The organism is Pseudanabaena sp. FACHB-2040, assembly GCF_014696715.1.
In the GTDB taxonomy this organism is placed as follows: Bacteria; Cyanobacteriota; Cyanobacteriia; order Phormidesmidales; family Phormidesmidaceae; genus JACVSF01.
The window spans coordinates 1-24457 of the sequence record NZ_JACJQO010000019.1; the positions used below are offsets into that span (position 1 = coordinate 1).

The 24457-nt window shown below is 53.3% G+C and carries 24 protein-coding genes, 1 tRNA gene and 1 pseudogene; 13 read left to right on the top strand and 13 right to left on the bottom strand.

What is annotated here, in order from left to right:
* From H6G13_RS20085 to phoU, 7 genes and pseudogenes are all read right to left on the bottom strand, one after another.
* Positions 1-572 (bottom strand): annotated as a pseudogene (locus tag H6G13_RS20085) (photosystem II q(b) protein); the annotation flags it as partial.
* Positions 573-879: 307 nt separating this feature from the next.
* Positions 880-1788, bottom strand: a complete 909-nt coding sequence (gene argB, locus H6G13_RS20090; RefSeq protein ID WP_190486144.1) for an acetylglutamate kinase — start codon at positions 1786-1788, stop codon at positions 880-882.
* 74 nt (positions 1789-1862) lie between these two features.
* Complete coding sequence (locus H6G13_RS20095; RefSeq protein ID WP_190486145.1) at positions 1863-2429, bottom strand: shikimate kinase; 567 nt, start codon at positions 2427-2429, stop codon at positions 1863-1865.
* 254 nt (positions 2430-2683) lie between these two features.
* Entirely contained in the window at positions 2684-3724 is a 1041-nt protein-coding gene (locus H6G13_RS20100; RefSeq protein WP_190486147.1) for a hypothetical protein, read from the bottom strand.
* Positions 3725-3856: 132 nt separating this feature from the next.
* Positions 3857-4498 carry a flavin prenyltransferase UbiX gene (locus tag H6G13_RS20105; RefSeq protein WP_190486149.1) on the bottom strand — a complete coding sequence of 214 codons (642 nt, stop codon included), beginning with the start codon at positions 4496-4498 and terminating at the stop codon, positions 3857-3859.
* 24 nt (positions 4499-4522) lie between these two features.
* Positions 4523-6922: a ribonuclease R family protein gene (locus tag H6G13_RS20110; RefSeq protein ID WP_190486151.1), complete on the bottom strand. Its 2400-nt coding sequence runs from the start codon at positions 6920-6922 to the stop codon at positions 4523-4525.
* A 517-nt stretch (positions 6923-7439) separates the two neighbouring features.
* On the bottom strand, positions 7440-8102 hold the full coding sequence (gene phoU / locus H6G13_RS20115) for a phosphate signaling complex protein PhoU (RefSeq protein WP_190486153.1): 663 nt from the start codon (positions 8100-8102) through the stop codon (positions 7440-7442).
* A 242-nt stretch (positions 8103-8344) separates the two neighbouring features.
* Between phoU and psaM the strand changes: the two genes are divergently transcribed.
* Entirely contained in the window at positions 8345-8440 is a 96-nt protein-coding gene (psaM, locus tag H6G13_RS20120) for a photosystem I reaction center subunit XII (protein ID WP_190486155.1), read from the top strand.
* Between the two features lie 264 nt (positions 8441-8704).
* Complete coding sequence (locus H6G13_RS20125; RefSeq protein WP_190486158.1) at positions 8705-9103, top strand: hypothetical protein; 399 nt, start codon at positions 8705-8707, stop codon at positions 9101-9103.
* 137 nt (positions 9104-9240) lie between these two features.
* Here the strand turns inward: H6G13_RS20125 and H6G13_RS20130 are convergent, their stop codons facing one another.
* A complete protein-coding gene (locus tag H6G13_RS20130; RefSeq protein ID WP_190486160.1) occupies positions 9241-9516 on the bottom strand; it encodes a MoaD/ThiS family protein in 276 nt (91 codons plus the stop codon).
* A 78-nt stretch (positions 9517-9594) separates the two neighbouring features.
* Positions 9595-10899: a threonine synthase gene (gene thrC / locus H6G13_RS20135; RefSeq protein WP_190486163.1), complete on the bottom strand. Its 1305-nt coding sequence runs from the start codon at positions 10897-10899 to the stop codon at positions 9595-9597.
* A 597-nt stretch (positions 10900-11496) separates the two neighbouring features.
* Between thrC and ntcA the strand changes: the two genes are divergently transcribed.
* The 4 genes from ntcA (at position 11497) to H6G13_RS20155 (ending at position 15063) form a co-directional block, all read left to right on the top strand.
* Positions 11497-12168, top strand: coding sequence for a global nitrogen regulator NtcA (gene ntcA / locus H6G13_RS20140; protein ID WP_190486165.1), 672 nt, complete (start codon positions 11497-11499; stop codon positions 12166-12168).
* 48 nt (positions 12169-12216) lie between these two features.
* On the top strand, positions 12217-13632 hold the full coding sequence (locus tag H6G13_RS20145) for a DUF3084 domain-containing protein (protein ID WP_190486168.1): 1416 nt from the start codon (positions 12217-12219) through the stop codon (positions 13630-13632).
* Positions 13633-14002: 370 nt separating this feature from the next.
* Complete coding sequence (locus H6G13_RS20150; protein WP_190486169.1) at positions 14003-14389, top strand: PadR family transcriptional regulator; 387 nt, start codon at positions 14003-14005, stop codon at positions 14387-14389.
* Between the two features lie 155 nt (positions 14390-14544).
* Positions 14545-15063 carry a cofactor assembly of complex C subunit B gene (locus H6G13_RS20155; RefSeq protein WP_190486172.1) on the top strand — a complete coding sequence of 173 codons (519 nt, stop codon included), beginning with the start codon at positions 14545-14547 and terminating at the stop codon, positions 15061-15063.
* Positions 15064-15180: 117 nt separating this feature from the next.
* Here H6G13_RS20155 and H6G13_RS20160 read toward each other — a convergent pair whose 3' ends face one another.
* A complete protein-coding gene (locus tag H6G13_RS20160) occupies positions 15181-15501 on the bottom strand; it encodes a DUF3155 domain-containing protein (RefSeq protein ID WP_190486174.1) in 321 nt (106 codons plus the stop codon).
* A gap of 306 nt (positions 15502-15807) precedes the next feature.
* Between H6G13_RS20160 and H6G13_RS20165 the strand changes: the two genes are divergently transcribed.
* From H6G13_RS20165 to H6G13_RS20180, 4 genes are all read left to right on the top strand, one after another.
* On the top strand, positions 15808-17259 hold the full coding sequence (locus tag H6G13_RS20165) for an ATP-binding protein (RefSeq protein ID WP_206756533.1): 1452 nt from the start codon (positions 15808-15810) through the stop codon (positions 17257-17259).
* Positions 17260-17387: 128 nt separating this feature from the next.
* On the top strand, positions 17388-18557 hold the full coding sequence (locus H6G13_RS20170) for an alanine--glyoxylate aminotransferase family protein (RefSeq protein WP_190486178.1): 1170 nt from the start codon (positions 17388-17390) through the stop codon (positions 18555-18557).
* Positions 18558-18720: 163 nt separating this feature from the next.
* Entirely contained in the window at positions 18721-19353 is a 633-nt protein-coding gene (locus tag H6G13_RS20175) for an HAD family phosphatase (protein ID WP_190486180.1), read from the top strand.
* Between the two features lie 364 nt (positions 19354-19717).
* The gene (locus H6G13_RS20180) at positions 19718-20116 is read left to right on the top strand and encodes a hypothetical protein (RefSeq protein WP_190486183.1); all 399 of its coding nucleotides are present in this window, start codon (positions 19718-19720) and stop codon (positions 20114-20116) included.
* Here H6G13_RS20180 and H6G13_RS20185 read toward each other — a convergent pair.
* Positions 20109-20882, bottom strand: coding sequence for a hypothetical protein (locus H6G13_RS20185; RefSeq protein WP_190486185.1), 774 nt, complete (start codon positions 20880-20882; stop codon positions 20109-20111). The genes H6G13_RS20180 and H6G13_RS20185 overlap by 8 nt on opposite strands.
* Before the next feature lie 141 nt (positions 20883-21023).
* Here H6G13_RS20185 and H6G13_RS20190 point away from each other — a divergent pair, with 141 nt between their 5' ends.
* The 3 genes from H6G13_RS20190 to H6G13_RS20200 all read left to right on the top strand — a co-directional run bounded on the left by H6G13_RS20190 (position 21024) and on the right by H6G13_RS20200 (position 22019).
* Positions 21024-21245, top strand: coding sequence for a hypothetical protein (locus tag H6G13_RS20190; protein WP_190486187.1), 222 nt, complete (start codon positions 21024-21026; stop codon positions 21243-21245).
* A gap of 120 nt (positions 21246-21365) precedes the next feature.
* Positions 21366-21809, top strand: a complete 444-nt coding sequence (locus H6G13_RS20195; protein ID WP_190486189.1) for a PPC domain-containing protein — start codon at positions 21366-21368, stop codon at positions 21807-21809.
* Positions 21810-21946: 137 nt separating this feature from the next.
* A tRNA-Phe gene (locus tag H6G13_RS20200) sits at positions 21947-22019 on the top strand.
* A 243-nt stretch (positions 22020-22262) separates the two neighbouring features.
* On the opposite strand, the gene H6G13_RS20205 is transcribed toward H6G13_RS20200, so the two are convergent.
* Positions 22263-23366 (bottom strand): hypothetical protein, encoded by a 1104-nt coding sequence (locus tag H6G13_RS20205; protein ID WP_190486191.1) that lies wholly within the window; start codon positions 23364-23366, stop codon positions 22263-22265.
* 200 nt (positions 23367-23566) lie between these two features.
* On the bottom strand, positions 23567-24457 hold the full coding sequence (locus H6G13_RS20210; protein WP_190486192.1) for a site-specific integrase: 891 nt from the start codon (positions 24455-24457) through the stop codon (positions 23567-23569).

The following is a 24457-nucleotide window of genomic DNA, read 5'->3' on the forward strand; positions in this document are numbered from 1 at the left end:
TTGTGCTCAGCCTGGAACACCAGCATGAAGTTGAAGGTGCCCGAGATGCCCAGAGGCATGCCGTCAGAGAAGGAGCCTTGACCCAGAGGATAGATCAGGAAGACTGCAGAAGCCGCTGCTACAGGGGCAGAGTAAGCAACGCAGATCCAAGGGCGCATGCCGAGGCGGTAGCTCAGTTCCCATTCACGACCCATGTATGCGAATACACCGATCAAGAAGTGGAAGATGACCAGTTGGTAAGGGCCACCGTTGTAGAGCCACTCATCGACAGAAGCTGCTTCCCAGATGGGGTAGAAGTGCAGGCCGATGGCGTTGGAAGAAGGCACAACAGCACCAGAGATGATGTTGTTGCCGTACATCAGAGAACCCGCAACAGGCTCACGGATACCGTCGATGTCAACAGGAGGAGCAGCGATGAAGGCGATTACGAAGCAAGCGGTTGCAGCTAGCAGAGTGGGGATCATTAGTACGCCGAACCAGCCAATGTAGAGGCGGTTGTCGGTGCTGGTCACCCACTGGCAGAACTGCTCCCACAGGTTGGCGCTAGAGCGCTGTTGAAGTGTTGTAGTCATGAGATATAAGTGCAGGATTCTGTAAAGGACGAAAGCTGTAACTTATGTATGTCTCAATGTTAAGGTCAAAGTGAAGTTTTGTAAACAGCCTGAGAAAAATCTTTTCCCCTTAAGCCAGATTGCTCCACCCCAACGACCCAGGCTACTGGTATGGCGTAGCTTGCGTTTCATTAGCGATACGAAAATGCGATCGCAAATCCCCACTTCGCGATCAGCGTTTTCACTAAAGAAAGCCCCACAGCTTTGCAGGGGTTGGGGCGCGCTGCGCCGAACACCGACTTACGAGAGCTGTTCTCTTGTTAAACAGTTAAGCCCTAAATTCTGAGGCGACCAGCATAGAGCCAATGCCGAGATCGCTAAAGATCTCTAGCAGCAGGGCGTGGGGTACGCGACCGTCAATAATATGAGCCGCTCCTACCCCTTGAGCCAGGGACCGCACACAGCAGTTGACTTTAGGAATCATGCCGCCAGCGACGACACCGCTATCGATCAGCTCGCGGGCCTGCTGAATATCCAGCTTATGAATCAGGGTTGAGGCATCTTTGTAGTCGCGCAAAATGCCTCGGGTATCGGTCAGCAAGATCAGTTTCTCAGCTCCTAGAGAGGCGGCAATCTCGCCTGCTACCGTGTCGGCATTGATGTTGTAAGCCTGGCCCTTTTCGTCGGCGGCAACGCTAGAGACAATTGGAATGTAGCCCGCTTCGACTAGAGACTTGAGGATCTGGGCGTCGATGCTGCTCACCTCACCGACAAAGCCAATATCTTCATTGCCTTGGGGCCGAGCAGTAATTAGGTTGCCGTCTTTGCCGCAGAGGCCGATGGCCTGCCCGCCCGACTGATTAATGAGAGAAACCAGTTCTTTGTTAACCCGGCCTACCAATACCATCTCCACGACGTCCATTGTGGGCGCATCGGTAACTCGCAGACCATCTTTAAACTGCGGTTCAATGCCTAGCTTGGCAAGCCAGGTGTTGATTTCAGGCCCGCCCCCATGCACCACCACGGGCCGAATACCCACACAAGACATAAACACAATATCGCGGATGACGTCGGCTTTGAGGCTGCCGTCTTTCATGGCTGCGCCGCCATACTTAACGACCACCGTGCGACCCCGAAACTGCTGAATGTAGGGCAGCGCCTCGCTAAGAATCTGAACGCGGTCGGCAGCTTCTGCCTGGGTCAATTCTTTTTTCGGGGTGGGCGTAAACTGAGCCATAGGGTGTGCTGAAGTGAGGTGCAGAAATGCGTGTGAAGTGAGGCTGGCGTCAGCCATCCCTGTAGTTTATCAGGCTACTCGTTGGGCAACCGCTCCTGCTGATCTTCCTCAACTCGCTGCTGCAACAGAGTTAAAAGGCGGGTTGCGATCGCAGCCTCATCTTCTCCCGCCGCCACCGTCAGCCGCAGATCAGCCTGAGCGTAGAGCGGTTCTCGCTGGCTTTGCAAGGTCTGCAGCGTTTGCGGCCAGTCTGGTCGCTGCAGCAGAGGTCGCCCGATATCTCCCTGTAGACGCTGCTCCAGCAGATTCAAAGGCACATCCAGCCAGATCACCACCCCATGCTGTAGGTAACTCCAGTTCATCTGCTGCGTCACAATACCGCCCCCGGTCGCCACTACCAGCCGAGTATAGGCCGCCAGCTGTGACAGCACCTGCGTTTCCATCTGCCGAAAATCAGCTTCTCCCTGAGCCTCAAAAATCTCAGCTACACTTTGGCCCATTGCCTTCTCGATCAGGGCATCGGTATCAAAAAAGCGATAGCCCAGATCGCGCGCCAGCCGCATGCCGGTGGTGCTCTTGCCCGCACCCATCATGCCGATCAGGTAGAGGTTAGTTCCTTTGAGAAAGTCAGAGTTGGTCATGGTTTGCTGAGTTGCTTGAACAAATAGAAAACGCGTGAGGGAGCAGGAGGGGATGAGGAAGGGGGAGTTAAGGAAGATGAGGGAAGTTAATGAGTTACAGAATCCACGTTTGATGTATGAGTTGCAGGATCTACGGTTGGAGTGTTGGGCCGCGCTGCGCTTGACACCAACCTAGGGGATTTTCTGCCCCCTATCTTCCGTATCTTCTTTTCCCTGCGTCCCTGCGTCCCCCCTGCCACCCACCCAACTACCAACTACCGCTCTGGAATTTCACCAACCCAATCCTCATCGTCATCATCAGAACCGTTATCTGGAGTTATCTCCAAGGGGCGGTAGGGCGGAACAATGACCCGGAAATCCGCATCGACGACGCCATCAGGCCCTAGCTTGGGGTCTCTCAGGTCGTCGGGGTTCTGGTTATCGTCTTCGGCTTCATCAGCGGCATAGCCAGGATCAACCCATTCCATACCGCGCCGATCCTGGGGGGGTTCCCAGGTTTCTGCATCTTCGTCGGGGGGGCCATACACATCATCGGCTCTGCCCCGGTCGGGGTGCTCAGGCTCGCGGTAGCTATAGGAGTAGATAGAGCCGTCTCGGTAAACTCGTTTAGGGGACTGGCCCACCTCAAAATCTCGCCGGGGGGAGTTTCCGGCCTCGTCCCAGCCTTCGTCTAGATCATCTAGCGCATCTTCTACTGGGCTCACGCCTCTGGCCCGATAGCGCACATCCTCTAGCTCATTCCAGCCATCTGAGATCTCCTGCCAGGACTCGTTTACCTGCTGGGTCTGAGCTTCTGCTCGGTTGCGACCCCACCAGCTGGGACGATTGGGCTGAGCCGATGAGGGAGCTGATGGGCGGTTTGGGGGACGATCTGAGGAAGCAGGTCGATCGCTCCAATCTTCCCACTGGCCGGGCGATTGCAAGTTGGTCCACTCGCCCCACTCTCCGTCTGCCTCAGGACGGCTCGGGCGCGGTTCAGGGGATCGGCCAGAGGCAGTTCTGGCTTCAGCAGATCCGGGAGTAGCAGCCGTGGGATCATAGGGAATGCGGCGACCAAAGCGATTGGGCGAGCGCCGATTCGGGCCAGCACCACTGCTCATTGTCATCAGGCTAGACAGAAAAACGGTGGAGAGCGACCCCAGTGCGATCGCACCGACCAGCCAAACTGCCAAAGGATAGGGCTGAGTTTGCAGCCCCAAAAACCTCAAAGGCACAGCTGGAGATGGATTCTGCCAGGCCAGCAGCCCTATAGCTACCAGCAGCAGGAGAAGAGTCAGAAGACGGGGAGTTGCCATAGACCACTGCCTTTTGCTTGCCCTGTCCATTGTACGAAACCCCACTACCCACACCTAAAGCTGCACCCCTATGTCTCTATCCCCCTATCTCCTTCCCCGCATCTCCCCGGCTTCTCCGCGCTCCTCCCCGTTTTATAGACCGGGCGTATCAGAACCCAGATGCCCCTGCCATCGCTTCAGAGGAACGCAATCAATCTCAAACTGATCCAAGGCGCGGGCAACAACAAAATCGACTAGATCTTCAATAGTTTTGGGCTGGTGATACCAGGCCGGAATCGCTGGGACAATTCGGGCACCAGCTTCAGCCAAAGCCGTCAGGTTGCGCAGATGAATCAGGCTAAAAGGCGTCTCGCGGGGAACCAGCACCAGCTTGCGCCCCTCCTTGAGCTGCACATCGGCGGCTCGCTCCAGCAAGTCAGAGCTTAGCCCCGCCGCCAACTTGCCAACCGTGCTCATACTGCAGGGAATGATCAGCATTCCAGCCGTGCGAAAGGAGCCGCTAGCCAGGGTTGCCCCCACATCACCAAAGGGATGGCAGCGCAGCGTTCCCGCAGTTGGCACATCTGCCTGGAGCCGCCAAAAGCTCTCCTGCTTCAGCGGCTCCAGCGGCATCCGGATGCCCTGCTCAGCCTGCCACACCATCTGCACCGCCTTAGAGGCAACCACCTCTACGGCATAGCTGGCTGTCAGCAGGTGTTTGATCGTGTGGACAGCGTAGATCAGCCCAGAGGCTCCAGTGATGCCCACAATCAAGGGCTTTGAGAGGGCATTCATAGAAGTGGCTGCCTCGGCAAAAGCTTATTCGCTTTCGTCAAAGCCATTGCCCTCTTCGTTGCCATTCCCCTCATCTTGGCCGTCTTCGGCAAAGCCGTTGGTAAACTCTTCCTCGTCGTCATCGCTGGCCTCGCTGCCGCCGCCCACAGCCACTAAATCAATCTGCTGGCGGTAGTAGTCAACGCTCTTGACCTGCACCTCAACGGTGTCGCCCAGGCGATACTGCTTGCGGTTCTTGCGGCCTACCAGCTTTTGCTGGCGGGAGCGGTACTCATACCAGTCGTCTTTTAGGGAACTGACGTGGACCAGTCCTTCTACCAGCAGCTCTTCAATTTCGACAAAGAAGCCGTAGGACTGCACCCCGGTGATCAGGCCGTGGAAGACTTCGCCGGTGTGCGATCGCATAAACTCAGCTTTCTTCAGCCCCTCTAGATCCGACTCGGCCTCTTGAGCCAGCCGCTCGCGCTCCGTCAGATGCACCACAATCCGCGAGATCATGTCTTCTAGATCGTGCTGAATGTCTGGCGGCAGCACATTCCACTGAATCTCACCGTGGCAGGAGCTATGCCGTAGATTTACCCGATCCTTTGAACGGGTTGAGCGGCGATCCCGACCATGCTCAAACAAGGCGTGTAGCACCCGATGGATGAACAGATCGGGGTAGCGCCGGGTGGGAGACGCAAAGTGAGTATAACCATCGGTCAGCGCCAAACCAAAGTGAATATCAGGATGGGCACTATAAAACGCGGGCTTAAAGGTTTCCAGCAGCAAGTAGGTGAGAATTTTCTCAGAGTTGGAGCTGGCAAACTGCTCGACAAACCGCTGGTAGTCCTTGGGTTGAATCGTCTCTTCGTTCTCTAGGGACAGGATAATGTCCATGTTTTCTACCAGCTTGATCAGCTCCTGCACATCAGCGGCATCGGGGGTGCGGTGCAGCCGGTAGATCGCAGGCACGCTCAGCGCTTTGAGATGAGCCGCTACCAGCTGATTGGCCAGCAGCATAAACTCAGTCACAATCGTGCGGGCGGGCAGCAGGGAAGAAACCACCATAACTCCCAGCAGACCCTCGTCATCGTACTGGAACTTGGGAGAGCCGTATTTAGCGGTCTGTTCTCCCGCCTCTAGAGGAAAGTCTGACTCAGGCAGGTTTAGCTCAAACGATCCGCGCTGAAACCTCTGCTGCTTGACCGCCTGGCTCAACTTAAACAGGTTTTCTAGCAGCTCAAAGGCAGGTTCGAGAGCCTTTAGATCTTTGGGTTTTACCCCAAGTTGGCCGAGGGTATCGGGGTTTTCCCGCTCCAACACGGCCTGAGCCTGCTGGTAGTTTAGATGGTGATCTACCTGCACCACGGTGGGCTGAATCTGATATTCCAGCACCTGACCCGTCTCATCTAGGGTCACCAGTACGGAAATGGCCAGCCGCTCTTTTCCTTCTACTAGAGAGCAGAGGGAGCCCGACAGGGGCTGAGGCAGCATGGGAATCACCTCATCACCCAAGTACACCGAGGTGCCCCGCTTGAGGGCCTCTTGATCAATCGGCGATTGAGTTGGAATGTAGTAGGCCACATCTGAAATGTGAACCCCTAAGCGCCAGTTGCCGTCTTCCCCTTTTTCTAGGGAAAGGGCATCGTCAATCACGCGGGCCTTGGGGCCATCAAGGGTTACAGTCAGCCGATCGCGCAGGTCCATACGGTCTTTTAGATCGGCTTTGCGAACTCGGGTGGGCAGCGTTTTAGCCGCTATTTCCACCAGTTCTGGAAACTCTCGGGGCAAGTCGTGTTTGCAGAAAACGATATCAATATCAGAAGCGGCTTCGGCATCGGTACCGAGTACCTGGGCTACCCGACCTCGAGGCGGATTTTGGCCCAGAGGATAGCGCACCACCTCGACATGGGCCAGCTGGTCTACGGCTTCTTTGAGATCTAGGCCATTAGCATCTAGAAACAGCTCAAACAGAAGTCGGTCATCTAGGGGTACAGCCTTGTAATCGTCTTCCTCAGCTTTTACACGAGCCAAAACTGAAGCGTTGGCCCGCTCTAGAATCAGCTTGACTTCTCCCTCCGGGCTGCGGCGGCGGCTGCCGTCTTTAGTGACCTTAACCAGCACCCGATCGCCATTCCAGGCTGTGTTGAGCTGGCTTTCTCGGATATAGACGTCCTCGGCCCCCTCTTCATCCTGAATCGCAAAACAAAACCCTTTACTGGAGCAGCGCAATTTACCCTCGATGACGCCCTCTTCTGAAATGCGTCGGTATTTGCCCCGCTCTTTTACCAGAACGCCGATTCGCTCTAGGGCATCAACAGCAATCTGCAAATCTCGGAGACTGGTTTCATCCTGACAGTTGAGCTTCTTTTCCAGGTTTTTGAGAGTGAGGAGCTTATCTCCTGAAAAATTAGCCAGTAATGCCGCGATCGAGAATTCCATGTAGCGATCAGTCCTTCCAATGTTTCGATCCGATGTTTCGATCTGATGAGCGCCAGAGCTTAGGAAAACCTGGCGATGGGTGGCCCAGTTGTCGTTAAGGTATCGGGCACCCGTTGAGTCACCCTAGGGAGTCCCCAAGGCACGTCCTAGAGCCAGCGGTGATAGCCTGCCTGGAGACCTGGCTGCAGCGGCTCTTGAAGACGCTAGAGACCCAAGCCCCCTTATCGAATGCACCTTGAGCCGAGAGGATTTACCGCTCAAGAATCGATGAGTAGAGCAACACTAGCAAGCCTGATCGACAGAGCAGGTGAGATGCCGCAATTCTACAAGCCTTCAGGCGCTATAGGACGCAGGCACTAGAGAATACTGACCGATTCAACCATCAGGCCCAGTAGATTCTACTTCACCCGCAGCAGCAGCCTTCCAACTCGGGTCGGCAACTGCCCTACTCTATAGTTTCGCAGGGAATGAGCCCTGTCAAACCTTTCTGTCAATATTTTGTAAAGAATTGCTACGCCTAGCTGCGCTCTCCGGTGACAATATAGGCAACTCGCTTGCCCACATTGGTAGCATGGTCAGCAATTCGCTCTAGATAGCGAATGACTAGCACCAACAGCACAATGGGTTCTATGCCGCCGACCGTCTCAATGTCTCGCTGATGGGCTAACAGTTCGTAGAGTTCTTCGTAGTCATCGTCTACGGCATCGTCTTTTCTCTTGATATCTAGCCCGCACTCGGCATCCATATTAGAGAGCGCCATCAAACACATAGCTACCATTGAGCGGCAGCGATCTAGCATTGTTTGGATACGGCCCATTGCCGGGTGCACTGGGTAGGGAAAAATCTTGACGCTAGCTTCGCCAATGTCTTTGGCATAGTCGCCGATTCGCTCTAGGTCGCGCACCATTTGCATAAAGGCGCTGATGCGACGCATATCTTCTGAAACAGGAGCCTGCAGCAGCAGCAGGTTGATGCAGTCGAGCTCAATCTGGCGGTAGAGCTGATCAATGTGCTTGTCGTGGGAAACGAGCTGCTGAGCTGCTTCAAGGTTGCGATCGCACAGCGCATCGCGCGCCAGTACACAAGAATGCTCTACCAGCGCCCCCATCCGAAACAAATCCCGCTGAACCCGCAACAGTTGCCGTTCAAACTGAGTTCTGAGAGGGCGAGTCGTTTCCAAATTTGCCTGCCTACATAACTCCTTGGCTTGAACTGTTATGGTAAAGCAGATTGATTAAACCTGGGTTGTCCTAAGGTCAAACTTTGCAGCGGGTTTGAACAGGCTTGTAGGGGCATTACTGCGGTCTTCGGCAGACATTAAGCTCTGTAACAGATATGCCGTTATTGCCTGCGGGGCTCCTGATCTTAGTGAAAAATGAGTTCCAAGCCTAAGTGCACTGTTGTTTAGGGACTGGTTTAATTATGTCTATTTCCGATACCCAGGTTTATATTGCTCTGGTCGTCGCTCTGATTCCCGGTATTCTCGCTTTCCGCCTGTCTACCGAACTCTATAAGTAGCTCATTACTTTGGCGAGCAGACTCTTGTGAGTCTGTTCTGCCAAAGTAAAAAGTCTCAACTATAGCCTCTCCTGAGTCGTTTCTTGGCTCAGGAGTTTTTTAATGAAATAGCTTTTATACGGTAGGCCAGTGTTGCAAAAAATACGGGATATTGAGGTCAAAATACCGTAACGATTTCACGGTTATCCTCCATAATGAAGGCTACCTTGAGAGCGGCTAAGTCTCTCTAAACCTGGCCATCCCTAATCTTCTGTTACCGCTGGCATGTATACGCCCTACTCCCCTCCAGAGACCGCACGTCCCCGCCGTCGTCCAGTGCGCGTCCGCAGACAGATTCCTCGCCGTCGCCCTCGCCCGCCTCAGACAGAAAAAGGGCTTTTACTTGAGCTCAGCGCCAAACTGCTGGTCAACGGAGTGCTGGCCTGTGCCGCCGTGACATCTCTGGTACGAATTGCTCCCTACACCCAGGCCCAGCGGCAGGAACTGCATAAGGTTCAGACCGCTGTTGCCGTTGCTGAAGCCGAAGCGTCCCAACTTCGATCAGACTTTAGCCGCTATTTTGACCCGCGTCAGGCTGGCAACGTCATGCGGGAGCAGAGTGGTTGGGAGTCGCCCAACCAGCGGCAGATTGTTTGGATTGATCCCACAGGTTCCAGCCATTAGCCAGGGATCACCTGAGTCGCTAAAGGAAAAGGTGCGTCAGCCTGGGCTAACGCACCTTTTTTGCTTTGATACTAATTGCTCAGCTACAGTTGCTCCGAGATAGCAACACCCCAGATCTAAACTAAGCCCCCTGTGGCTTAGCCCCCAGCTACGGCAGGGACAATGCTCACTTCATCGCCATCCTTGAGCGGTGTATCTTTGCCCTCTAGGAAGCGAATGTCTTCGCTGTTGACATAGAAATTGACGAAGCGGCGCAGCTCACCCTGGTCATCACAGAGCCGGGCTTTGATGCCAGGGCAGTTTTGCTCTAGGGTGTCGAGCAGTTCAACAATAGAGCCGCCCTCACAGTCCAGAGCAGCCTGATTGTTAGTGAACTTTTGCAGGGGGGTAGGAATCAGAACTTTAACGGCCATTGCAGTGATTTAACGATTGGGAATTGATACGCTCAGGGTTGAATTTAGGTTGGTCTAGTTTGGTCTGGTTTAGAGACCTTAGACAGTCACCTGCTGCCACTCCAGCCGACCGAGGGTACGAGCCCGCTCTAGCGCGCGCTCGAAGCTCTCTAGCTTAGGTTCGATGGTCAGAGGTTCACCGATGTAGCCATTAACCGCCTCTTGGGTCTTGAGACCGTTTCCGGTGATGTAGACCACAGTGGTTTCTTCGGGATCAATCTTGCCCGCTTCTACCAGCTTCTGCAGCACTGCAACCGTGGTACCGCCAGCGGTTTCGGTGAAGATGCCCTCGGTTTCAGCCAGCAGCTTGATGCCGTCTATCACTTCGGCATCGGTCACAGACTCGATACTGCCGTTGGTCTTGCGAGCGAGTTCTAGCGCGTAAACGCCGTCTGCTGGGTTGCCGATAGCAATAGACTTGGCAATGGTGTTGGGCTTGACAGGAGAGATGAAGTCGCGGCCTTCCTTGTAGGCTTGAGCAATAGGCGAGCAGCCTTCAGCTTGAGCCCCGCTAAAGCGCACTGCCTTGTCCTCTACCAAACCGACCTTCACAAATTCCTGGAAGCCTTTGTAGATCTTGGTGAACAAAGAGCCAGAGGCTAGAGGCGCAACGATGTGGTCAGGCAGCTGCCAGCCTAACTGCTCAGCCACTTCATAGCCCAGCGTCTTAGAGCCTTCGGAATAGTAGGGGCGCAAGTTGATGTTGACAAAGCCCCAGCCGTGGGTGTTGGCCACTTCAGAGCAGAGACGATTGACCTGGTCATAGTTGCCGTGGACCGCCATCACCGTAGGCGCGTAGATCAGCGTACCCAGAACTTTGCCAGCTTCCAGATCAGCCGGGATGAAGACGCAGCAGTCGAGACCGGCATGGGCTGCGATCGCAGCCGTCGAATTCGCCAAGTTGCCCGTACTGGCACAAGAAACAGTGGAGAAGCCCAACTCTTGCGCCCGTGTCAGCGCTACCGACACCACCCGATCCTTGAAGCTTAGGGTGGGCATGTTCACTGCGTCATTCTTAATAAAGAGACGCTTCAGGCCCAAGCGGCGAGCCAATCGGTTAGCCCGCACCAATGGCGTCATACCAGTACCGACATCAATAGGCTGCTCCGAAGTCACAGGCAAAAAGTGCCGGTAGCGCCAGATAGAGTTAGGGCCAGCCTGAATGGTTTCGCGAGTCACCCGACGGCGAATCTCGTCGTAATCGTAGACCACCTCGAGTGGCCCAAAGCAAACATCTTCACAGACGTGCTTGGCTCCTAGTTCGTAGGTCTCACCACACTCTTTACACTTCAGAGCAGTAAAGGTCTGGCCAGTAGAAATCAGCCGATCAATTGCCTGGGTCATGAATTTACGCCGTAGCTAAACAACAGGAGCAGTTTTATATCAAAGCTTGGCGAATAGTAACACGCGGCACAAATCAGATCAATGAATCCCGACTTTTTTTGTCGGGATTGGGAGAAGGACGCGGAAATGTGGGAGTGAATGGGTAGATGGGTAAGTAAGGGCAAGAATCCTGTGGGTTGATAAGCGCAGCGCGACCCACCACAATAATCAGATACTCGCAGAACGCATCTCTATATTTCCTCTAGCTCTCTTCTCTGCTCCCTGTGTCCTCGCGTCTCCCCGCGTCCGTCTTCCTCCCAATCCCGCGTCTCCCCCTCCCCGCGCCCCAAGATATGGGAAAAAACTTCAATCATTGAGAGAGATTGGGTCGATAAAGTGATTTGTTATACAAACGTGAAAATCACAGTTAAGGTTAAGTGTTCTAAAGTCATAGAACGCTTGCATTAGGCTTATCGATAAGCTTCAGTGCATTGCAGGCGGGGTCAGCGGTCGAAGCCTAAACTGTCGGCTGGGGCTAGGCGCTTTGCGTTCGGAATTGACGAAGGTTAGTTTGAGTTCTCTTCAGGCTGGTTTTTTGGGCAGTTGTAGCGAGCTTATATGGTAGTGACTCAAGACAGGCCACTTGCCAACGTCTTTCGGCAACTCTCTGGAGGAGCCTTTCCTCCTGTGGTGGAGGCGTATGAGCGAGGAAAGACCATTTTCTTCCCTGGTGATCCAGCGGAAAGAGTTTATTTTTTGGTAAAAGGGGCCGTCAAGCTGTCCCGGGTCTACGAGGCCGGAGAAGAGATCACGGTAGCGCTGCTGCGGGAAAACAGTGTCTTTGGTGTGCTTTCTCTGATTACGGGCAACCGCTCTGATCGGTTTTATCACGCCGTTGCCTTTACCCCTGTAGAGCTGTTGTCTGTTCCTATTGAGCAGGTTGAGCAGGCGCTGGAGGAAAATCCTGAGTTGGCGCTGCTGATGCTGCGGGGCTTGTCTTCCCGAATCTTGCAGACCGAAATGATGATTGAGACTTTGGCCCACCGGGACATGGGTTCGCGCTTGGTGAGCTTCCTGCTGATTCTCTGCCGCGATTTTGGGCTGCCTAGCCAAGAGGGCATCACCATTGATCTCAAGCTATCCCACCAGGCGATCGCTGAAGCCATTGGCTCCACTCGGGTTACCGTCACCCGGCTGCTGGGGGATCTGCGTCAGGAAGGCATGATCTCGATCCACAAGAAGAAGATTACTGTGCACGATCCGGTGAATCTCAGCCAACAGTTCACTTAGGGTCAAGGCCATGCAGTAGAGTGTATCTGAACTGCATGGGGCGGGCGAATGGGCTCCGGATACGTGCTTATTGTTGCCGTTTTGCTGCTGGGTGGCGTGATCGCTACCCTGGGCGATCGCATTGGCACAAAGGTAGGCAAAGCCCGGCTCAGCCTGTTTAACCTACGGCCCCGGCAGACCGCAACGCTAGTTAGCATCGCGACCGGCAGCATCATCTCTGCCTCAACGCTGACCCTGCTGTTTAGCGTTAGCAGCCAGCTTCGTACGGGCGTTTTTGAGCTAGGCAAGATTCAAGATGACTTGGCTCAGGCCCAAAACCAGCTAGAGCGAGCCCAGCGTGAGCAGGATGAAGTCGAAGATGAGCTTGCCTCAGCAACGACAGAGCGAGAACGGGCCAGGGAACGACTACAGGAAATCAACCGATCGCTGCAGGCTGCTCGGGAGCAGCAGCAAACCACTGAGGAACAGCTGCAGCAAACGCGCCAGCAGCAGCAGACCACCGAGGGGCAACTGCAGCAGACCCGCAGCCAGCTGTCCTCTGTCTCCCAGCAGGCGACCGGGCTGCGGAGTGAGATTGAGAGCCTACGCGTAGAACGAGAGAACCTACAGCGCCAGCAAGAGAGCATTCAGGCCCAGATTGCGGAGCGCGACCAGGAGATTGCCGAGCGCGATGTTGCGATCGCACAGCGAGAACAGCTGCTAGCCCAACTCGAAACCCAGCAGCAGTTCTTAAGCCAGCAGGTCGCCGATCTAGAGCGCCAGTACCAAGGACTCTTTCGCGGCAATATTGCGCTAGGCCGCAACCAGGAACTCGTCAGTGGTGTAATTCAAGTTGATAACTCAAACGAAGCCACTCAAGTCATCACCCGACTACTCTTCGAAGCTAATCGCACCGCCCTGCAGCGCATCGCCCCCGGCACCCCCACCGATCGCCAGGTGATCTCAATTGAAACGCGCGAAGTCGAAAGATTAATCGACCGCTTAAGTGATGGGCAGGAGTACGTTATCCAGGTGCTTTCCGCCGCCAACTACGTCATTGGAGAACCCTGTGTCGCTAGCAACGAAGCACCCTGCGTTCAAGTTTTTGTAGATGCAGCGCCTAACCGACTGGTGTATCAAGCCGGAGAGCGCCTAGCCAGCACCCAGCTAGAAAATGCCGGGGCAACTGACCGTGAACTGGTAGAACGGCTGAACCTGTTGATTGCGGCCACCCAATTTCGAGCTCGCCAAGATGGCATTGTCGGCACCGCTGTACAAATCGCTGACAATCGCACAGAAAGCCTACTGAGTTTCCTAGAATCGGTCAAAACCTACGGGCAACCGCTGGAACTTCAGACCATTGCTGCCAGCCCTATCTTTACAACGGGGCCGATTCAAATTGAGCTGTTAGCCACTCGTAATGGTGTTGTGATCTTCGAAACAGGCCCCATTCTGTCGTTTCCGGGGCTGCTGGATGCAGATTAAGCAGCCAATTTCAGGAGAATTAAATTATCTCTGTCGGCAGAAATTTAACAAACTCTAAAAAAATTTGCAGATAGTTACCATATACACCCAGTTATCCGCTAAACGGATCGGATGTGTTTAGAATTGACTCACACATTTAAGTGTTGATTGCCTTTCCGTTTTTTGGGGGACTCAGGGCATCTTTTGCTCTGTCGGTTTCTGCTGAGATTGGCGACTTGTTCTGGCTGTAAGTCTTCTATGACTTACCCCTAGGGGAATTGAGCAGGAACTGATTTTTTCAAATGGTAATAATCGGTTTTCGCCAATGGAGCAGGCATCTTGCCTCGATCCAGATAGCGAGACACAGCAAAAAAACATTTGGAGCAATCCTATGAAATTTGAAGATATTTATCAGTTCTTCGAGGACCCACCCCCGATTTATTTAAACAAAGAACTGGCGGTTTGCTATGTTTTGGCTGTGCTCTTGCAGCAAGACTCCTACGGCACCGAGCTCATTCAAGTACTGGCCCAAAAGTATACTGACTACCGTCTATCAGATACGGTTCTCTACGGTGCGCTTAAGTTCCTGGAGGACGAGAAAGCAATTGACGGTTATTGGAAGAAGGTGGAAGGGCGCGGCCGACCAAGACGGATGTATCGACTCAACCCCGACTGGCGGCTCCAGTCAGAGGAACTGGCCGAACTGTGGGAGAGATATATGGGGAAGCGGTGCCGGGAGGTCGTCTTTGAGGCTGATCGCGTGCTGGCATCACCCTAGCGGTAAGGGGGGGCAGGGTAATTGAAGTAATGGCTTCAGCCTGATGAATCAGGCTTATCTCGCCCATTTCCCGGCCTCTTTACTTGCCATAACTACCTGAAGCAGTCATTCTTGCGTAGGCTAGAAATGTACTCGATACAAGGTAGCCACGTCAGGTGACCAATACCGTCCTATCCTCAACTTTTCTCCTGACCCTGCTGCTCATGGTGGGGTTATTTTTCTTTATTCGAGCTGCTACCAAGGATCGCACCGAAACCCTGCAAGTAACAGTGGCAAAAACGCCTGAGACGCTGCAAAGCGACCTGCAAACCTACTTTGAAAGCCGGGCCTACCAGGTTGCTGACAGCAATTTAGCAGCCCATCAAATCACCTTTAAAGGCTTTGTTCGACCCAGCCTCTTTTTGGCCATTTTTCTATCGAGCATGGCGGCAATTGGAGCAAGCTGCTTAGCGCTGGTGCTAGCAATTCTCCTGCCCGACTACGGCTCTCTTTTTTCCGTTTTACTGCTAGCAGCCCCTGGGGCCGGGCTTTTTTACTGGCGACGGGCGGGCCGAGAAGAGCAGGTGCTGATGAAGGTTGAGCCAGAGGCCCTCGATGCGGCTAGCCATAGCAAAATGACGGTGGTTGCCCACCGGGATGAGTTAGCTGCCCTGAAGCAGGCTCTGTCTCTTTAGGCTTGCTCGCTAAGCATATCTCCTCAGAACCCAAGAGGTTGCTCTAACCTTAGAAAACACAAAGGGATGGTTTCAGCTAAGAAACCATCCCTTGCGCGGGTTCATACAGACCGTCAATTAACGGCTAGAGCCTCCCATGATGGGCAGATCTTCTTCTTCTCCTAGAAGAACGCGCAGGCTAGGAAAAAGGAAGTGGTTTTCCTCAACGTACTGCGCGCCAAACAGGCCTTTCTCTGCCCAAAAATAGCGGTCAGTGGTGTGCTCATTGCGCTTAACTAAAAGCAGTGCCGGGGGTGCGATACCCTCGGAATGAATGAAGTTACGCGCGGCAGTCACCGGTTTTTCATTGCCACTCTCGATACTATACTGAGGGACAGCCTCTAAAATTCGACGTCCCTCTAGCCGCCGCCGACTCTTACGCTTACGTCTCCGTGCCAAACCGCCTACCTCCTCTCGTGTTGCTACTCAGAATATTTAATTTCAGATGTAGTGGTGGTTACAAATTTTATGAACCCAGGAAAGTATATCGGGTCAAAATAAGAATTTCAACTTCTCTTAAAAATGTTGAGATAACCCTTTACAAGCCTTGTTTTGAGCCACTTTAGCAGGCATTTTGAGGGGGATTGCTTGAACAAAACGTTAAAAATTTGACAAAAATTTATTTTTTTATAGTTACTTGTCCGTCAATCGCTGTTGATGATTTTGCCTGCCAGCTCTGAATTTGTTGCCCTTTGCCGATCTCAGGTGGCGCTCCTGACCCAATCCCTGGGAGCGACCTCGACCGTTATTTATCTGACCGAGCGAACGGCAGACCACCCCAGCCCTACACTGGTGCCTGTGGTTGCCCACCCAGAGCTGCCCCCAAGCTGGAGTGCTGCAGATTGGCAGCAGGCGACGGGAGTAAAACTGCTGCCGGGAGCAGAGTTGCCTGACCCTGAGCAGCTTGAGCCAATAGAGACTCCTCCTAGTTGGCCGATGCCTGCTGGGTCAATACCTGAGAAGTCGCAGGAGAACTTTACTTTGAGGCTAAGCACGAGCTGCGGAGCCAGTGAACCTAAGTTTCAGGCGCAGGCCTCGGATCTAGCTTCTGAGCATCAGCTGGTGCTCCCTATGGCCCATGAGGGTCTAGTTTTGGGTGTGTTGGTGAGCACACGAGACGGGCATCCCTGGCAGGTGGAGGAGCGGCAGCAGGCTGAGCGCATTGCCGATACGCTGACTCTAGCTAGAGTAATGGACCAGCGTGGGCAGTGGCTAGAGCAGCGGCTGCAGCGTAAGCAGCTGACTCAGAGCTACCAGTCAGAAACCTTTCACGATCTGCTACATCAGTTTCGCAATCCGCTGACTGCCATGCGAACTTTTGGCAAGCTGCTGCTTAAGCGCATCCAGGCAGGTGATGTCAATCAGTCCATCGCTGAGGGGATTGTGCGAGAAAGTGAGCGGCTGCAGGACCTGATTCAGAATTTTGATGATGCCGTCGCTGTAGGGGATGCCGACCTAGAGGCGAGTGAGCACCCGCCTGAGAATGCTGTTTTGGCGCTGCCAGCAGCGGCCCCACTGCCGCTGCCGCTGTCGCTAGAGGGGGCTGCTACAGAGGAGAGCTATCCCCGCTTCCAAGATGGCGAAGAGGGCGATGAACCAGCACGAAGTTTGCCCAGCGCGACTCTGGGCACAGCTCTGAGAACGGCTCCCTTGCAGTGGGCTGACGTTCTAAAGCCGCTGTTAATTTCTGCTAATGCTGTTGCCGAAGACAAGCAAATTCGTGTCTGCGCGGCAATTCCAGAGAACTTGCCTGCCGTGTGGGGCGATAAAGGGGCCTTGCGTGAGGTTGTGAGCAATTTGCTGGACAACGCTCTGAAGTATTCTCCAAAGGGCGCAGCTGTGTGGCTTTTGGCTGGTTTATTTCAGGAAGAGGCAGAGCGAACCTATCAAGGTATTGCCATTGGCGACACTGGGCCGGGCATTCCCCAAAGCGATCAGGCCCGAATCTTTGAGCGGCACTATCGCGGGGTGCAGGCAGCAGGCACAACTCCGGGAACAGGCTTGGGACTTGCGATCGCACACGATTTAATCCAAGAAATGGGCGGCCACATCACGCTGTTTAGCCCGGCCAGCACCAGCGGCTTAGTGCCAGAGAGCTTAGCCCAAGCCAAAGCGGCAGGCACAGTCTTTTTAGTCTGGCTGCCCCAGCAGATCTAGGCGCTACAGCCAGGGTTAGACTACACCCGCCACCCACCAGGGGTTTTGCCAGTGCCGCCAGCAGCCTGTCCCCCCGGCGTTAGAGAATAGGGGGAACCTGACCTTAAACCTGCAGTTTATTTTTAGCTATGACAACAGCCTTTTCTGTATCCAATCGGGCAGTTAATGAAGCCCATCACCTGCCCCTAGCACCACTGACAGTGCCTGAGCGCCTGCTGCTAGGGCCTGGCCCCTCCAACGCCGATCCCACCGTGCTCGCAGCAATGAACCGTCAGCCCATTGGCCACCTCGATCCGGCCTATCTGAAGCTGATGGATGAGGTACAGGAGCTGTTGCGCTACGCCTGGCAGACCGATAACCAGATGACCTATCCGGTGCCAGGAACAGGGTCGGCAGCGATGGAGGCCACGCTAGCCAATGTTGTTGAACCGGGCGATCGGGTACTGGTGGGCGTGAAGGGCTATTTTGGCCATCGTCTAGTCGATATGGCCGGTCGTTACGGGGCGGCGGTCAGCACGATTACCCGGCCTTGGGGTGAGGCATTTACCCTGGTCGAGCTGCGAGCGGCGATGGAGCAGCACCGGCCCCAGGTGCTGGCATTGGTACATGCCGAGACATCAACTGGGGTACGCCAGCCGCTGGAGGGCATAGGCGACCTGTGCCGGGAGTTTGACTGTTTGCTGATTGTCGATACGGTGACCAGCCTGGGCGGGGTGCCAATTTATCTAGACGATTGGAAGGTTGACTTAGCCTATAGCTGCAGCCAAAAAGGGTTGAGCTGCCCGCCAGGAATGTCGCCGTTCACCATGAACGAGCGTGCGATCGCAAAGCTAGATCGTCGCCAAACCCCCGTTGCCAACTGGTACCTAGATGCCTCACTGCTGAAGAAATACTGGGGATCGGACAGGGTCTATCACCACACGGCCCCAGTCAACATGACCTACGCCATTCGAGAAGCCTTGAGGCTAGTAGCAGAAGAAGGGCTGGCCGCCCGCTGGCAGCGCCACCAGCAAACCGCGGAAAAGCTCTGGGATGGCCTGCAAGATTTGGGGCTAAACTGCCACGTCGATCGAGATCTGCGGCTGCCGACCCTGACCACGGTACGAGTGCCCGACGGCATCGACGCCAAAGCCGTTAGCCGCACTTTGCTAAACGACTACAACATCGAAGTGGGCGGCGGCCTAGGCGACCTAGCCGGAAAAGTCTGGCGCGTTGGCCTGATGGGCTACAACAGCAATCCAGAAAACGTAGACACGCTGCTAGAGACAATGGGTAAAGTTCTCGCTGAGCTGCGCTAACCCAGCACTGTGCCCCTGGAGCAGGGCAGGCCTACTCTCTCTAAGGGCGTAGGTCTGCTCACCTGTAGCTGGGTTGCTGGCCTTCTCAAGGGCCATACAGCAGACGAAATAGATTCTGCCCGTTAGAGTGTGCAGAGAGCCACAACGCTGGAGGCAAGGCCGGATGGTGAGCCACATCGTATCGGATATGGGCGGAGTTTTAGTGCAGATCGAATGGCAGCAGCGGGTAGCAGCTCTGCTGGGCCAGCCAATTTCTCTAGATGAACTGCACCACCTGTGGGTTACCGCAGCCAGCACCCTCGCCTTTGAAACTGGCCAAATCGATTTTGCCGAGTTTGCCCAGGCATTCATCGCAGAGTTTGACTTATCAGTCTCTGCAGAGCATCTTATGAGTGAATTTCTGCAGGTTGTGCAAGCGCCCATGCCAAACTGTCAGACTGTTTTGGCAGCGCTCAAGCAAGACTTTCACCTATCTCTGCTATCCAATACCAACCCAGCCCATTACGAAAAGCTCCAGTCCCGGTATGGCTTTTTCGACCCTTTTGATCAACTGTTTCTCTCTTTTCAGATCGGCCTGATGAAGCCTGACGAGCAGATTTTTCACCATGTCATCAAAGCCTTAGGAACAGACCCCGAAAACATCGTCTTTTTCGACGACGGCAGGCGCAACGTAGAAGTCGCTAGAAGCATCGGCATCCAAGCTTTTCAGGTAGATTCTCCCGATGCTCTTTGGCAAGTGATGCAGCCGTTTTCTGCCGCTGCGGACAAAACTGGCCCCTACACGCCTACCTCGTAGTCCCATTCAGGCAGTCTATCCAGCAATGGTAAGGGAAGTGGCTCACCGCCAACCTCACCCTGGGTATGCTGCCGCCTGTTTAAAGTTTCTATGAACCGAAATGAAATCCTGACGAGATCAAGGCAGCAGCAGGATCGACAAAAGCCCCAGCAAGCGGGAATTTACGCAGATTTTTCTGCCTGATTCTGGGGCACTAGAAATTTTGCGTAATTACCCGGAATCAAGATACAGTTATGGCCAGGAAAAGTATCAGGCCCGTGTCCAGTTTTTCTTGGCACAAAGGTTCTGTTGCCCTGGCTCAAAAGCGGTCATTGGCTTCACGAAACACCAAACGAAAACACTGATCGGAAATACTGTTTTAAAGATGGGTTACGTTCCCCCTATTCCTAAGCAGCCAAAGCCCAAACTCCCGGTTGTCCTGACGACCCTGCTGGGAGCTTCGTTTTTGGGAGCCGTTTGGGCAGTTTTATTTGCAACTAATCTAGTTACTCTGGGCGGCATTCCCTACTCGGTACTGATGACGTTTTGGCAAGACCCAATTGCTCGCAATGCCTATCTGGGCAGCAATGATGAAGTGCTTCACAATCGCATCTCAGAACTGGGTATTGAAGCGGCCATCAAAGCCTACCACCGGCCTAAAATGGGCGACAGCAATAGACTAGATCAGCTAACTCACCAAATTCTTTATAACCACACGGGCTACATCGGCGAGGCTTACCAAGTCAGCGATAGCGGCAGGCTGGTACCCCGAGATTCTAATTAGTCAGGCCTGAGTTAAGAGATCGCTGCAAAATAACCATTCGGGATCCCACAACCGGATCGCGGGCTACTAGCGTTGCCTCGCCAGCGAACAGGTATAGCTTGCTGAAAGTCAGTTCTTGGGCTCGCTGATAGAGATCCTGGGCCAGCTGTTCTTGCTGCGATCGCACTAGGTCATACCACTCTGGTCCCAGATCAACCCGCAATGACCCTTGCTGAAAGTTAGCCTGCACCGACTGAATTAGGCCAGCAGCATAGGTCTGAGTGATGTCGGCAACCTGCTCTTGAATATCGGCAATTAAGGACTGCTCTGGGGAGACTTCCAGAGCCTCCTCGGTCGCCCCAGAAGCCGCCCCAGAGGCCGTATCAGAAGCTGCTGGCTCACTTGCTGGCTCAGTTACTGTCGCGGGTTGAGCGCCGCCCAGAGGGTTCCAAAGGGCCAGCAGCAGAAACAGCACCCCCAAAAAGATGGCCGTAAGGATTTCGTCGGGTAGCTGCGCCTGCCAGTTGGGGGGCAGTTGCGATCGCACCCCCCGCAGTCCCCGCCGCCACAGCGCACCCATATCCGATAAAAACAGCAGCACCCGATCCACCACAGGCAGCTCTCGCCGTCGATAGGGAACTCTGCCAGCAGCAGGCTTTCGTGCTTCCTCACAGCCCAGTTCATTTTTCGGGCCTAGTCTATTGTCCGGGTTCGGGTTATTTTTCGGGCCTAGGTTACGTTCAGGGCTAGACGGGTTTTCCGAAAAAGCTGAATCATCAGGCTGCATAGCGGCTCCTCAGCAGGCATTGATTCCAAGATAGCGGGCTAGAGACATTGGGCAAACATCCCCCGCCATCATAGGATTTTACCTATAAGTTCTCTGTGGCCAAAGCTCAGAGTTAACGATGTTTTGATTGGAGAAAAGCCTATGCCTGCTACCCAAACCTGCCCTGTATGCGGCGTCAAGATTATGGTGGGTGTCGTTGGGGGAGACCGAGTCATCTTCTCCGCCGGGCCAGCCGGCACCCGATCTAAACTCTATGCGCGGGTTTGCCGCTATGTCGATAAGGCAGGATGCATCAACCGGCAGGCTGCCTCCCAACCCCCCAGCGCAGAGGATTATTACAAGCCAGACGCGCCTTCCTCTTAAATCCACACTGAGCCGTACTGAGAAATCTAACAGTCTTCCAGAGTTATTCTCTTAGCCTCGGCAAACTAGGCCATAATGACCACAAACAAATGCTTAGACAGTTTTAATCGGTCATCTTTTATGCAAGGAACCCTATTGTTGCGTCGCCTCTGTATCTTTCCGGCAACCCTGGCAGCAGTCACTCTGACATCCGTAGCAGTTAGAGCTGAGATTTACTCGCCCATAGCTCTACCCAACAGCCGCGAAGTTACAGACACGTTGTCGGAAAAAGATATTCCAACAGGCTTTGGCGGCTTTGCCCGAGACTACACTGTCTACCTAGAGAGCGGCGACCAAGTTGCCATAGATCTAATATCAGATCAGTTTGATACTCTGGTGACCTTGATGAACAAGGACGGCAGCACCGTTGGAGAAAACGATGATGGCCCCGATGGCACCACAAACTCCCTGCTATTTGCCCGCATCAATGAGAGTGGCATGTACACGGTACGAGTGCGCTCCTATGCCGGACAGGGCACAGGCCAGTTTCAGCTGAAGGTGGCTCGGTTGAGAGAGGTGCAGTAGAGCTGCTTGCGTTGAGGGATGTTGGCCAGGTGCGGCAAGGAAAACCCACATCTGGCCTAGCGAAAAAAAGTTTCGGCGTGCTCTTGTCATTTGATCCCACACATTGCTATCTTAATGAAGCGCCAAAAACAGGCCAAGCCGGGATAGCTCAGTTGGTAGAGCAGAGGACTGAAAATCCTCGTGTCGGCGGTTCAAGTCCGCCTCCTGGCATACGTTTCAGAGATCGCCATTCTCGTAAAATGGCGACTCTCTCTTTCTGAGTCGCATAAGATATCTCTGTTTAAGGGGTATTCAATAGTCTTTGAATAAGAGCAACTTACTTCTTTAGCGGAGTGAAGCATCATGATTATGAGCACTTGCAGGAAGCGCTGCATGATTACATAGCGAGCACGTTCTCACCTTGAGCTTTGTTTAAGAACCTTTTGCAAGCTACAGCTTAACTAAAATTTAGTTCTAGTAAGGCTCAACATGAAGGGTGATATTTTGGTAGTGTTCCTTATACGCAGTAGCAGGAATGGCATGGAGATTAATTTGGGAATTAATCTGGGAATCAATCCACTGGTAATTATCAAAAGTCATTAAACTCCTCATCTCCAATTCCTCAGATGTTAGTATTCGGCTATTAACCCAAACACCAGAAGACCAAGAATGTAAACCCATCCCATCTAATTCGCTTGGTAGTTCGACCTCAGGATTTTGATGCCTAAGCAGTAAACTTCTTCTATTAAAGTTAACCATTGTTCCATGCTTGTAAAGGTTTTCCTCTCCCAAGACTATGCTTTCTTCCCACACAACTAAAATTCCGCCTACCGCGGAATTGAAGTGTCTTATGTGCGGGTTGAGGGCATTGCAAGCAGTATCTACTTCTTCTGGTGGCTCGTCTGATAAGTTCCTTTTTAAGACTCCAATTTTACTTGAGAGGTCTAGCAAAATCATTCCAGGCAAATTTCTGCCTGTCTCTCTATTGAATTTCTTGAATTGCTTATTGGCTTTCTCAATCACAGATTTATATCTGTTGTCCCCAGAGGATGAGTTGATTCTCTTGCAATCTACCAGATACGAATGTCCTGATTCATGTAGAGTTACTTTAAAATCTGGAAAGCCTTCCTCCTCAAACGGGCAGACTTGGTGCTGATTTAAGATATACCAGGCTGCGTGGATAAGCTCAGTCATTAAGTCTTCAAATTGGTTGGAGTCGTTGACTCTTGACTTTATCTTCTTAAGAACTTTATCATCACCATACTTGGCAAAGTCTCCCAAGGTATTAGTTCCTATATTTCCAAAAGCTTTCCCGCCACTACAAAGAGATAGTAGGTTCGCATCAAGAAGAATTTTTGCGTGACGAGCATGTTCCTCTGGATTAATGGGTTGGGGAAGATTTCCCATACCAATAACGATATCCCAATATTCCCTCCACATCTGATAGGCTGGGTGGTTATGCTTTCGGTAATTCTTATGAAGTGCTGGAATATTCACCAAGTCTACTAAAAGCTCCAGAACGTTAAAAAACATTAATTGGGTTGCATAAGCTGTATTTTGATCAAAATTAGAATTCATATTCCCTGAAAAGCTTTTCAATTAAGTCTGCTGTCTGGGGATGGAATGAGTATAGCCCTGAGTAGTTGCTGAGGAACGCAACTACTCAAACGAGAGAATGCGGGTTTGAAGCCTGTTGTCACACGAAGATTACGGTCAAAAGTAGTGTGCCAATCACGGGGTTTTAGTCCAAATGTAGTCCACCCCCATTTGTAGTACGGTCAGAATTCGGGGATGATGATTCGGCGGCCACGGCCAACATAGTGCTTATAGAGCACTGGCACGGACACGCGAGCGAGGTAGCTGACGTCCTGGGGGGTGAGGTGCTCCAGCGCTAGGGTGATCCAGGTATGTCGGCAGTGGTATTGGGTCAAGTAGAAGGCGATTTGGCCCTCGTCTTTGAGCTGGTGAACTAGGGGTTTCCAGTAGCGGGTTTGAAAATTGTGGTAATCAAATGGCCCTCCTGATTGGCCGGGAAATACATAGTCGCTCGTGCGGGCCATGCTGGTCAGCAAATGCCGCAGGCGGTCGTTAACTGGGAAGCGGGTAGTTTGATAGTTTTTGGTCTTTTGGGGAGCTGAGCAGTCGCAGGGCCACGCCTCTGTGAATAAGATTTCACGGTAGTCAGGAGCGATATGGTCAGCCCACCTGAGGGCGCGGGCCTCTTCTGGCCTGCAGCCAGTCCAGAACAAAAACCGGACCCAATCGGAATAGTAGGGGTTGAGCAAATCAAAGGCGAGAATGACGTGATCGCGTTCCTCGGCAGTGAAGCTGGCGTAAGCATTTTCTGTGGGCTTAGCGGGCTGGATGTGCCGCTGTAGGCCCTGAAAGGGGTTGTCTTTGAGTAGTGATGATTCCATGGCCCACTGGCAACATGCCTTCAATTGGACAATTGTTCGACGGCTGGTTTCGGCGCTGTAGTTGGCGAGTAGCCAATCTCGGATTTCGATGGAGCTGGACAGGTGGGGGGCTTGTTTCTTGAGCCGTTCTAAGCGGCGTTGGAATTTGATGTAGTCGCGCTGGTAGGTGCTGGGAGCAATTTGGGGGCGGCGAAAGGTGGCGTAGAGCTGCCACAGCTCAAGGCATTTATGGGGGGTGATCTTTCTGTTCAC

Excerpts from the sequence above, each read along its gene's own strand:
- ntcA (WP_190486165.1), top strand. The coding sequence starts at position 11,497 with ATGGTAGTGACTCAAGACAGGCCACTTGCCAACGTCTTTCGGCAACTC.
- H6G13_RS20170 (WP_190486178.1), top strand. The coding sequence starts at position 17,388 with ATGACAACAGCCTTTTCTGTATCCAATCGGGCAGTTAATGAAGCCCAT.
- H6G13_RS20110 (WP_190486151.1), bottom strand. The coding sequence starts at position 6,922 with ATGGAATTCTCGATCGCGGCATTACTGGCTAATTTTTCAGGAGATAAG.
- H6G13_RS20125 (WP_190486158.1), top strand. The coding sequence starts at position 8,705 with ATGTATACGCCCTACTCCCCTCCAGAGACCGCACGTCCCCGCCGTCGT.
- H6G13_RS20100 (WP_190486147.1), bottom strand. The coding sequence starts at position 3,724 with ATGGCAACTCCCCGTCTTCTGACTCTTCTCCTGCTGCTGGTAGCTATA.
- H6G13_RS20130 (WP_190486160.1), bottom strand. The coding sequence starts at position 9,516 with ATGGCCGTTAAAGTTCTGATTCCTACCCCCCTGCAAAAGTTCACTAAC.
- H6G13_RS20180 (WP_190486183.1), top strand. The coding sequence starts at position 19,718 with ATGGGTTACGTTCCCCCTATTCCTAAGCAGCCAAAGCCCAAACTCCCG.
- H6G13_RS20185 (WP_190486185.1), bottom strand. The coding sequence starts at position 20,882 with ATGCAGCCTGATGATTCAGCTTTTTCGGAAAACCCGTCTAGCCCTGAA.
- argB (WP_190486144.1), bottom strand. The coding sequence starts at position 1,788 with ATGGCTCAGTTTACGCCCACCCCGAAAAAAGAATTGACCCAGGCAGAA.
- psaM (WP_190486155.1), top strand. The coding sequence starts at position 8,345 with ATGTCTATTTCCGATACCCAGGTTTATATTGCTCTGGTCGTCGCTCTG.
- H6G13_RS20150 (WP_190486169.1), top strand. The coding sequence starts at position 14,003 with ATGAAATTTGAAGATATTTATCAGTTCTTCGAGGACCCACCCCCGATT.
- H6G13_RS20195 (WP_190486189.1), top strand. The coding sequence starts at position 21,366 with ATGCAAGGAACCCTATTGTTGCGTCGCCTCTGTATCTTTCCGGCAACC.
- H6G13_RS20145 (WP_190486168.1), top strand. The coding sequence starts at position 12,217 with ATGGGCTCCGGATACGTGCTTATTGTTGCCGTTTTGCTGCTGGGTGGC.
- H6G13_RS20205 (WP_190486191.1), bottom strand. The coding sequence starts at position 23,366 with ATGAATTCTAATTTTGATCAAAATACAGCTTATGCAACCCAATTAATG.
- thrC (WP_190486163.1), bottom strand. The coding sequence starts at position 10,899 with ATGACCCAGGCAATTGATCGGCTGATTTCTACTGGCCAGACCTTTACT.
- H6G13_RS20095 (WP_190486145.1), bottom strand. The coding sequence starts at position 2,429 with ATGACCAACTCTGACTTTCTCAAAGGAACTAACCTCTACCTGATCGGC.
- H6G13_RS20175 (WP_190486180.1), top strand. The coding sequence starts at position 18,721 with ATGGTGAGCCACATCGTATCGGATATGGGCGGAGTTTTAGTGCAGATC.
- H6G13_RS20105 (WP_190486149.1), bottom strand. The coding sequence starts at position 4,498 with ATGAATGCCCTCTCAAAGCCCTTGATTGTGGGCATCACTGGAGCCTCT.
- H6G13_RS20190 (WP_190486187.1), top strand. The coding sequence starts at position 21,024 with ATGCCTGCTACCCAAACCTGCCCTGTATGCGGCGTCAAGATTATGGTG.